The 9,823-nt window shown below is 67.8% G+C and carries 8 protein-coding genes; 1 reads left to right on the top strand and 7 read right to left on the bottom strand.

All coding sequences use genetic code 11. From position 1 onward, the window contains the following. Nucleotides 1-272 precede the first annotated feature (272 nt). The 7 genes from rplQ to infA all read right to left on the bottom strand — a co-directional run bounded on the left by rplQ (nt 273) and on the right by infA (nt 4,183). Nucleotides 273-800 (bottom strand): 50S ribosomal protein L17, encoded by a 528-nt coding sequence (gene rplQ, locus ACIBW7_RS39795; RefSeq protein ID WP_397055747.1) that lies wholly within the window; start codon nt 798-800, stop codon nt 273-275. A 126-nt stretch (nt 801-926) separates the two neighbouring features. Next, the gene (locus tag ACIBW7_RS39790; RefSeq protein WP_040686662.1) at nt 927-1,985 is read right to left on the bottom strand and encodes a DNA-directed RNA polymerase subunit alpha; all 1,059 of its coding nucleotides are present in this window, start codon (nt 1,983-1,985) and stop codon (nt 927-929) included. A gap of 105 nt (nt 1,986-2,090) precedes the next feature. Continuing rightward, complete coding sequence (rpsD, locus tag ACIBW7_RS39785) at nt 2,091-2,696, bottom strand: 30S ribosomal protein S4 (protein WP_063039138.1); 606 nt, start codon at nt 2,694-2,696, stop codon at nt 2,091-2,093. Between the two features lie 20 nt (nt 2,697-2,716). Then, nucleotides 2,717-3,130 carry a 30S ribosomal protein S11 gene (gene rpsK / locus ACIBW7_RS39780; protein WP_014349147.1) on the bottom strand — a complete coding sequence of 138 codons (414 nt, stop codon included), beginning with the start codon at nt 3,128-3,130 and terminating at the stop codon, nt 2,717-2,719. A gap of 10 nt (nt 3,131-3,140) precedes the next feature. Further along, a complete protein-coding gene (rpsM, locus tag ACIBW7_RS39775; RefSeq protein ID WP_062983099.1) occupies nt 3,141-3,512 on the bottom strand; it encodes a 30S ribosomal protein S13 in 372 nt (123 codons plus the stop codon). A 219-nt stretch (nt 3,513-3,731) separates the two neighbouring features. Then, nucleotides 3,732-3,845: a 50S ribosomal protein L36 gene (gene rpmJ / locus ACIBW7_RS39770; RefSeq protein ID WP_040686659.1), complete on the bottom strand. Its 114-nt coding sequence runs from the start codon at nt 3,843-3,845 to the stop codon at nt 3,732-3,734. A gap of 116 nt (nt 3,846-3,961) precedes the next feature. Next, complete coding sequence (gene infA / locus ACIBW7_RS39765; RefSeq protein ID WP_003418601.1) at nt 3,962-4,183, bottom strand: translation initiation factor IF-1; 222 nt, start codon at nt 4,181-4,183, stop codon at nt 3,962-3,964. A gap of 896 nt (nt 4,184-5,079) precedes the next feature. Here infA and ACIBW7_RS39760 point away from each other — a divergent pair. Beyond that, nucleotides 5,080-9,714: an AAA family ATPase gene (locus ACIBW7_RS39760; RefSeq protein WP_397055743.1), complete on the top strand. Its 4,635-nt coding sequence runs from the start codon at nt 5,080-5,082 to the stop codon at nt 9,712-9,714. The last annotated feature ends 109 nt before the right edge of the window (nt 9,715-9,823 follow it).

Raw genomic sequence — 9,823 nt, 5'->3', positions numbered from 1 at the left:
CCAGACACCTCCACGACTTCGTGGACCTGCACGACCCCAGGCACTTCCATGACTCCGGGCGAATCCACCGGTGCGGACGTACCCGACGCCGTCGAATCCACCGAATCCTCCTCGGTCACATGCGATCTCCTAGTCGATACGAACGGCGGCAGCGCTCCGAGGGGACCCACCCGCCAGGGCGCAACCCGATGCCAGCGTGGTGGTCTCGGATACGAACGAGCCCGCCGACCCACAGGGGGCGGCGGGCTCGTTCGAGAACTCCAACGCGAGCGTCAGGCGTCCTTCTTGTCCTCAGCGGCCTCGTCGGCAGCGGGGGCCTCGGCCTCGACGGTCTCGGCGACGGCCTCATCGGCCTGCTCCTCGACCACGGTCTCGGCGACGGGCGCCTCGGCCTTCTTGGACGCGGCAACGCGACGAGCGCGGTCGGCCTCGTTGGTCACGGTCTTCTCCCGGACCAACTCGATGACCGCCATCGGCGCGTTGTCACCCTTGCGGGGCAGCGTCTTGGTGATGCGGGTGTAACCACCCTCGCGACCCTCGAACGACGGACCGATCGAGGCGAAGAGCTCGTGGACGACATCCTTGTTGCGGATGACCTTGAGCACCTCGCGCCGGTCGGCCAGGGTGCCGGCCTTCGCCTTGGTGACCAGCTTCTCGGCATAGGGGCGCAGCGCCTTGGCCTTGGCCTCGGTGGTCGTGATACGACCGTGCTCGAAGAGCGCCGTGGCCAGATTGGCGAAGATCGCCTTCTGGTGCGACGCCGACCCGCCGAAGCGGGCACCCTTCTTGGGCTTGGGCATTGTTTGTTCTCCTGTGTCTTATTGCGGCGCTCCCGGCGCCCTGCGTGGTTACGCTCCGCTACCGCCTCCGGGCGCGTCGCTCACGCCGCGGGTGCGAGGCCGGGCCGGGGTGCCTACCCCAGCGGCCTAGAGCTGTTCGGTCTCGGCGTAGTCCTGCTCGCCGCCATCGGTGTCACTGAACGTGCCGCTGTCGCTCCACGTTCCGGTGCTCGCGTCGTAACCCACCACGGACGAAGGATCGAACGAGGCCGGGCTGTCCTTCAGCGAGAGGCCGAGCGCATGCAGCTTGACCTTGACCTCGTCGATGGACTTCTGGCCGAAGTTGCGGATGTCCAGCAGATCCGATTCGGTGCGGGCGACAAGCTCGCCGACCGTGTGCACGCCCTCGCGCTTGAGGCAGTTGTAGGACCGGACGGTGAGGTCCAGATCCTCGATCGGCAGACCGAACGAGGCGATGTGATCCGCCTCGGCCGGCGAAGGGCCGATCTCGATGCCTTCGGCTTCGACATTGAGCTCACGGGCCAGGCCGAACAGCTCGACCAGGGTCTTGCCCGCCGAAGCGAGCGCATCCCGGGCGGTGATGGAGTTCTTGGTCTCCACGTCCAGGATCAGACGGTCGAAGTCGGTGCGCTGCTCGACACGGGTGGCCTCCACCTTGTAGGTCACCTTGAGCACCGGCGAGTAGATCGAATCCACCGGGATCCGGCCGATTTCCGCGCCGGACGCCTTGTTCTGCACCGCCGGGACGTAACCGCGACCGCGCTCGACGACGAGCTCGATCTCCAGCTTGCCCTTGTCGTTCAGGGTGGCGATGTGCATATCCGGGTTGTGCACGACAACACCGGCAGGCGGCACGATGTCACCGGCGGTGACGGTGCCCGGGCCCTGCTTGCGCACGTACATCGTGACCGGCTCGTCCTCCTCCGAGGACACGACCAGACCCTTGAGGTTCAGGATGATGTCGGTGACATCTTCCTTCACACCGGGAACGGTGGTGAACTCGTGCAGGACGCCGTCGATGCGGATGCTGGTGACCGCGGCCCCCGGAATCGAGGACAGCAGGGTACGCCGCAGCGAGTTGCCGAGGGTGTAACCGAAGCCCGGCTCGAGCGGTTCAATGGTGAACTTCGAGCGGTTCTCGGCGACGACCTCTTCGGTCAGCGTCGGACGCTGTGAAATCAGCATTAGGATCATCCTCCTGTACGGGCGCCCACTATTTGACGCCCACGTCTTGGGGGTTGTGCGTGATCGCCCGGCATCGGACGACCACGCACCAGCAGCGAAAGCTGTTTACTTCGAGTAGTACTCGACGATCAGCTGTTCCTGCAGCGGCACATCGATCTGGGCACGCTCGGGGAGCTGGTGCACCAGGATCCGCAGCCGGCCCGGGAGTACCTGCAGCCAGCCCGGAACCGGGCGGTCGCCGACGGTCTCGCGCGCGACCTGGAACGGCAGCGTGCCGAGCGACTTCTCCTTGACATCGATGATGTCGTACTGGGTCACCTGGAAGCTGGGGACGTTCACGGCCCGGTTGTTCACCAGGAAGTGACCGTGGCTGACCAGCTGGCGAGCCTGCCGACGGGTGCGCGCCAGACCGGCGCGGTACACGACGTTGTCGAGCCGGGTCTCGAGCAGACGGAGCAGGTTGTCACCGGTCTTGCCCTTGAGGCGGTTGGCCTCTTCGTAGTACCGGCGGAACTGCTTCTCCATGACGCCGTAGGAGAAGCGCGCCTTCTGCTTCTCCTGCAGCTGGAGCAGGTACTCGCTCTCCTTGATCCGCGCGCGGCCGTGCTGGCCGGGCGGGTACGGACGACGCTCGAACGCCTGGTCGCCTCCGACGAGGTCGACCCGCAGACGACGCGACTTGCGGGTGATGGGGCCTGTGTAACGAGCCATTTTTCGTTATTCCTTTCCCGCTAGACGCGACGCCGCTTGGGCGGACGGCAGCCGTTGTGCGGCTGCGGGGTGACATCGGAGATCGTGCCGACTTCCAGGCCGGCGGCCTGCAGCGAACGGATCGCGGTCTCGCGGCCCGAACCCGGGCCCTTGACGAACACGTCGACCTTCTTGACGCCGTTCTCCTGCGCCTTGCGGGCCGCGTTCTCGGCGGCGAGCTGCGCGGCGAACGGGGTCGACTTGCGCGAACCCTTGAAGCCGACATGGCCCGAGGACGCCCACGAGATGACGTTGCCGGACGGGTCGGTGATCGACACGATCGTGTTGTTGAACGTGCTCTTGATGTGCGCGTGGCCGTGCGGGACGTTCTTCTTTTCCCGGCGACGCGACTTCTGGGTCTTCTTGGGGCCGGAGGCCCGACTCTTCGGAGGCATCCTTTATCCCCTACTTCTTCTTGCCTGCGACGGTGCGCTTCGGGCCCTTGCGGGTGCGCGCGTTGGTCTTGGTGCGCTGGCCACGCACGGGCAGGCCACGACGGTGGCGCAGCCCCTGGTAGCAGCCGATCTCGATCTTGCGACGAATGTCGGCCTGAACCTCGCGGCGCAGGTCACCTTCGACCTTGAGGGCCGAGCCCTCGATGTAGTCACGCAGCTGCGTGACCTGCTCGTCGCTGAGGTCCTTCGAGCGCAGGTCGGGGCTGACGCCCGTTGCCTCGAGGATCTCCTTGGCGCGGGTACGGCCGATGCCGAAAATGTAAGTCAGCGCGATCTCCATGCGCTTTTCGCGCGGGAGATCAACGCCCATGAGACGTGCCATGTGGCAGGTTCCTTAATCGTTGCGGAGGTCTGCTCCCTGTCCGTCCCCTCGTCTGGTGGGGCACCGGCCTCCGTACCGGTGGTTGGCTCGCACACCTCGGACCTTGCGATTCCGAGGAACCGCGCGGTCCGAATATCCGCAGTGTGCGGCTGGAGCTGGGAGTTCTTCTTTATTTGGCCAAGCCGATCATGGATCGGTGCCCGGCTGGTGCTGCGAAAATCAGCCCTGACGCTGCTTGTGGCGCAGGTTCTCGCAGATCACCATGACCCGACCGTGACGGCGGATCACCTTGCACTTCTCGCAGATCTTCTTGACGCTCGGCTGAACCTTCACGTCCGTCCAATCTTGTTCGGTTCACACGGGTGTGAACACAGTTTTTCCCCAGCCGACGACTGGGGAAGTCTCTGTAGTGAGCCTTGCGGCTCGATGGTCACGCCTTGCAGGCGCGATCATTTGTAGCGGTAGACGATGCGGCCGCGCGACAGGTCGTAGGGCGAGAGCTCGACGACCACACGGTCCTCGGGAAGGATGCGAATGTAGTGCTGCCGCATCTTTCCGCTGATGTGCGCGAGAACTTTGTGTCCGTTCTCGAGCTCGATCCGGAACATCGCATTGGGCAGCGGCTCGACAACTCGACCCTCGACCTCGATGGCCCCGTCTTTCTTCGCCATGTCCTCCGCGATCCCGGTTTACGCTCAAACCTGGTTTGATTGCCTTGTATCTGCTTCCATGTACCCATCGGTCGTCCCGATCAGCGGCATGCAAACAGTCGGCGCGTAGGTGCACCGCCGACCAAGCTTACCGGTTTAAATGCGGGCAGGCCAATTCGCCCTGGTCACAGTGAGCGGGAGCGGCTATTGTTCCGCTTTTTGTGCGCGTGCGGCGGTGCGCAGACCCGTAGTTGCCAGCGTAGTCGTGGGCGCCCAGAACCACGGTGCCGATCCGCGTTGGAGCCTTGATCGCGCGCAGCCGCAAACATCGGTGATGAGACCCGAAGTCTGTGATGCTCCGATCGCCTCGAAGGCCCAGCGCCGGTAGTGGCCGTCTTATCTGGCACGGTCCCCCTCGGCATGGGCGCGGCATCGACATCGCGGTTTCGTCGCCATCCATCGCGACCGAGCGAGAGCAGGGCACTGCTTCGCAAAGCCGAGCCGAAGCATCGCGATGCTTCGTGAACAGGTCGCACCGGATGCGGTCGCGAACGCGTTCGTCACTCCGGGTCGTTGCGGCGCGGAGCGTTGGAGAAGACGTTTTGCTTGCCGGGATATATAGCGGGATATAGAGGCCGCCCTCGCCGGAATGCAGAGGCCCGCCGGAGATCAGGATCGAGGCCGGATGCTGGTGACGAAGCAGGCGCGCGGCAATCTGCCATGCGGGGTGTGCGCGGTCATCCGACAGGGCACATCTCGGCCTACCTGTCGAGAGGCGTATGGGGTCCAACAGATCCCGCGACAGGGGCGTTCGAAAACCGCTCATTCGGCCCACTCCCCACCCGCGATGAGGCAGAGTCGTCGCGTAAACTGACCACAGCCCAGCGAACAAAGGTCGAGCAGATCAAGGGGGACGTGTGAGCCGTAATAACGACGGCCTCCCCATGCTGCCCCCGTGGCTTTCCGAGAGCGATGTCACCGGCGGCTACGAAGCACCCGTACAGAACCTGCCACACGACGACCTGATCGATGAAGCGCCTTCGCGGCGTGGACGTTCCAAGCGCGCGCCGGAGACCGAGCGTCCCGAACCCGCGCGCCGGGACAAGCGCCGATTCGGCCGACGCAAAGGTAAGGACGAGCAGCCCGAGGAACAGGGTCAGCGTTCGGGTTCGGCGGGGCGCGAATTGTCCGGTCCCGGTTTCGAACTGCACAGCGGACCGGGTGGTTCCCAGGGCCCGAACGCCTTTCGCGGACCCGACCCCCAGCGCGGCCCCGAGCCAGGGGACCCGCACCGACAGGGTCCACTCCAGCACGACTCCGGTCCACCTGCGCGCCCGGACGGGCCAGGTCAGGGTGCGCCGCACCCGGAAAACGGTTGGCAAGGCAGCAATCCGCTGCCGACCCGCAACCCGCGCCAGCCCTCGGCCGGTTTCGAGCCGCTCGGCAGCAGGCCGCCGACGCCACCGTCGCAACCGCTGGTGCACCCTTCCGGCCCTCAGCAGCCCGCTGCCGATTACCAGCAGCCGGGCGCTACTCGAACGCCTCCGCCCCAGCAGCCGGGCGTGGGCCAACCGGTTGCCACAGAGCCGCCCGCGTCCGTCGAGGAAACGGTGCGCTACCAGTCGTCGCGCCCCGACCTGCCGCCCCCACCGAACCAGGCCTCCGCACAACCGTATTCGCCTGCCGCACCGCAGCCGCCGACGAGCGAGCGGCCGGGGATGCCGCCGACCGGCGACTTCGACGCCCCACCCGCATGGCTCGATACACCCCGCACCGAGCAGGGCCAACCGTCCCTCGAAACGGCCGGCACGGGCCCGCATACCCCCACAGCCTCGGCACCCGCTCATCCCGGGCCGACTTCGGTGCCCGAAAGCCGCTTGGACAACGGCCAACTCACGCCGCCCCCACCGGTCGGCGCACCACCCGCATCGACCTCGGGCGGCACCGACGCACCGTCCGCACGGCTCGACGAACCGCACGCGCGCGGAATCGACGGCCCGTCCTCGCAGCTCGCCCAACCGCACTCACGCGGGTTCGATGGCGCGCCTTCGCGACTCGACGAACCGCACCCACAGGGCTCTCATGGCGTCGGCGGACCGCCCACCCGACACGATGAACCGCGGCCGCACGACCCGCACGGAGTCGATAGTCCACCTTCGCGACTCGACGAGTCACGGCCGGACTCTCGTGCGGACAGCTCGGGCCCGGAACTCGATGAATCACGCCGGGCCGACTCGCACGGGGGCGATGGCTCGGCACAGCAGTTGGACTCGCAAGGGGACGATGGTCCGCCGCCTTGGCTTGCGCCGCAGCGGCCGTCGGAGGATCGGACCGCTGATGCGCAAGGGGATGCGCGGAGCGGGCAGCGGCCTGAGTTGCCGCCACCACCAGGAGAATTCGACGCACAGTCGGCGGCTGCCTCCGGCATACCTGCGGACGCTGGTGTGGCACATGGTTCCGACCTGGCAGCCGGGGCGGAGACGGATGAACCGGGTGCGGTAAGCCGTACGGATCAGGATGATTCGGCGCGAGCGCTCGGTGCAGAGCAGACCGCGAACGACGCAGCGGGTTCCGCCGAGGGCGACCGCCCGCAATCCCGTGGTGCGACACCGATATTCGATTCCGCGACGGTCGATCCGACCAGGCGGCCGGGCGGCTCCACGCGGGTGCCGCCCAGCACCGCCTCCTCGGAGTACGGACCCGCACGGCGCGATCGCGCCCAGGATTCGGCCGCGGGCACCGGCCACCCCGCAGGCGGATCGCCCTCGGGCACAACATCGTCCATGAGCGGCGGTGCACCGCACGACTACGGCCAGTACGGTCAGGCGACGCGAACCGCCAACGACGATCCGGCCTCCGCGCAGGCAGCCGGCTCGGGAGCAGCACCTCGGACGCCGGGCCAGTTCCATCGCCCCGCGTCCGCACCACAAGCACCGGGCGGCGAGTTCAACCAGCCGCCGTTCGCGCCACAGGAAGCTGATTTCCAAGGGCCCAGCACTACCGGAGATTCGGAATCCGGTCGGCCGCAACGCGATAGCGGGTCGGCCGCGCCCGGATGGGTCACCGGCCCCGATCCGGCGGGTGCTGAGTTCCCGAGACCGGGGGCGGCACCGCAGGCACCGAGCGAGGAGCTCGGACGTCCGGGCTCTGGACCGCAAGGATCCGCGGCCGAATCCCAGCGGCCGACCGGGACGGCAGGACAGTCCGGGCAACGAGGACGTGAGTTGGCCACGCCTGGTTGGGCTGCGCATCCCGTCCCCGGAACGACGGGCGCACCGACGCCCGTCGTCGGACGGCACCGGTTGCCATCGGAGATCGACGCAGCCGCCGGGGTGGACGATGAGGCCGCAGGGCCGACCGATATCGCCGGCGATCAACCGGTTCCGACGGGCGAGCAGTCGAGGCCGCATAGGCCGGGCGCTCATGACAGCGCGGCTGGAGCGGAGCAATCCGCAGTAGCCGAAGGGCAGAGCGGCGACCGCAATGCCCCCGGGTACGAGCAGCCCGCATCAGGACCGCAAGCGCCGGGCACCGTCCAGCCGAATAGTCAGTGGCACAACGGAACTGGATACGCCCAGCCGCCCAGTGGGCAGGCGCCTGTCGGCGATCAGGCCGGCCCACCATGGCAGAACGGACCTGGGCCCACAGGGCAAGCACCCATCGGCGACCCGGCCGGCCCGTGGCAGAGCGGACCCGGCCCCATGGGGCAAGCACCCGGCGGCGACCAAGCGCCACGGCTGGGCGGCCCTGGACCCATGCAAGCCCCTGGCAGCGATCAGGCCGCGCCGTGGCAGAACGGACCCGGGTACGCGCAACCGTCCACCGGGCCCGCACCGGTCAGCGGTCAGGTCGGCCCACCTTGGCAGAGTGGACCTGCGCCTACGGGCCACGCATCCGACGGCGACCGGGCACCGTGGCAGAGCGAGCCCACCGGGCAGCAGTGGCAAGGCGGCTCCACAGGGCAAGCGTCCGGCGACCACGCGCCATCGCAAGGCGGCCCTGCGCCCATGGGGCAGCCACGCGGCAATGACCAGGCACTGTCGCAGAGCGGACCCATCGAGCGCGGATCCGGCAGCGATCACCCACCGGGGCAAGGCAGCGGCGCGCCCACGGGCCGAGCACTCGGCGGCGACCAAGCATCATGGCAGGGCGGCCCTGTGCACACGGGGCAGGCACCCGGCAGCGACCAGGGACCGCAGCAAAGCGAACTCGGACCGGCAGGCCAGGCCCCTGGCGGCGACCAGGCACCGTGGCAAGGCGCATCCGGCCCCATGGGACAGGTGCCCGGCGACCAGGCACCGCACGGCCGAGCGCCCGGTGGCGATCGAGCACCACGGCAAGGTGCGCCCGGGTATGGGCAGCCGCCGATCGGGCGGGCGCCCGAGGGTGAGCAGTGGCAGAATCCGGCGGCGCGGGGTGCGGGGCAGCAGTCGCCGGGTGAGCAACCTGCTGACCAATGGCAGCAGGGGTATGCGGCGGGGCCGATGGGACAGCAAGCGCCCGTTGGGGATCCGCAGGCCGGGTACGGCCGGCCACCGGCCGGACCGCAGGGGATGCCGCCCGGGTATCAGCAGGGTGGTCAGTATCAGCCTGCGCAGTATCGGCCGCAGCATCCGCACGGGCCGCAGCCTTCGCTCGACGACGTGCCGTTGCGGCGTGCGAAGAAGTCGCCGAGCGGTGGGTGGCGCAAGGCCGTGCACCATGTTTCCGGTGGCGCGATCAATCCCGGCTTGTCCGCGGAGGAGTTGCGGCTGCAGGAGTTGGTGGCGCGGATCCGGCAGCCGGTGCGCGGTGACTATCGGATCGCGGTGCTCTCGCTCAAGGGTGGTGTCGGAAAGACCACCACGACAATGGGTCTCGGGTCGATTTTCGCCTCCATCCGTGGTGACCGGGTGATCGCGGTCGATGCCAATCCGGACTTCGGCACGCTCTCGCAGCGGGTGCCGCTGCAGACCCGTTCGACCGTGCGCGATCTCTTGCTGGATCCCGCGATCCAGCGCTATTCGGATGTGCGCAGGCATACCTCGCAGGGCACCAGCCGATTGGAAGTGCTTGCCAGCGAACGGGATCCGGCGGCGTCGGAGGCGTTCAACGACGAGGAGTACCGCGCGGTCGCGCGCATCCTGCAGCGGTTCTACAACATCATCCTGACCGACTGCGGTACCGGACTGATGCATTCGGCAATGGGCGGTGTGCTCGACCTCGCGCATTCGCTCGTGCTGATCTCCTCGGCCGCGATCGATGGCGCGCGCAGTGCGGCGGCGACGCTCGACTGGTTGTCCCTGCACGGGCACGATCATCTGGTCCGCAATGCGGTCGTGGTGATCAACCTGCCGCGTGAGGGCTCCCCGAATGTCGGCATCCAGCAGCTGCGCGAATACTTCCTGTCGCGCTGCCGCGCCGTGCACATCATCCCGTACGACTCGCACCTGTCCGAGGGCGCCGAGATCGATCTGCATCGCCTGCACAAGACCACCAAACGCGCCTACGTCGAACTCGCCGCTACCGTCGCAGACGAATTCGGCATCGATCACCGCCGCTACAGTGTCTAATTGCCGCGCCTTCGGCGCGGCGTGTTCGCGGCCCCCTGGTGTCTCGCGTCCGAGCCCGCGGGTCGAACCAACACATGCCGGTGCCTGTTAGCACACTCACCCCCCTCCG

The organism is Nocardia sp. NPDC049526 (genome assembly GCF_044465765.1).
Taxonomy (GTDB): domain Bacteria; phylum Actinomycetota; class Actinomycetes; order Mycobacteriales; family Mycobacteriaceae; genus Nocardia.
The sequence above is the reverse complement of the archived record's forward strand: the minus strand, read 5'-3'. Positions and strand labels throughout refer to the sequence as shown.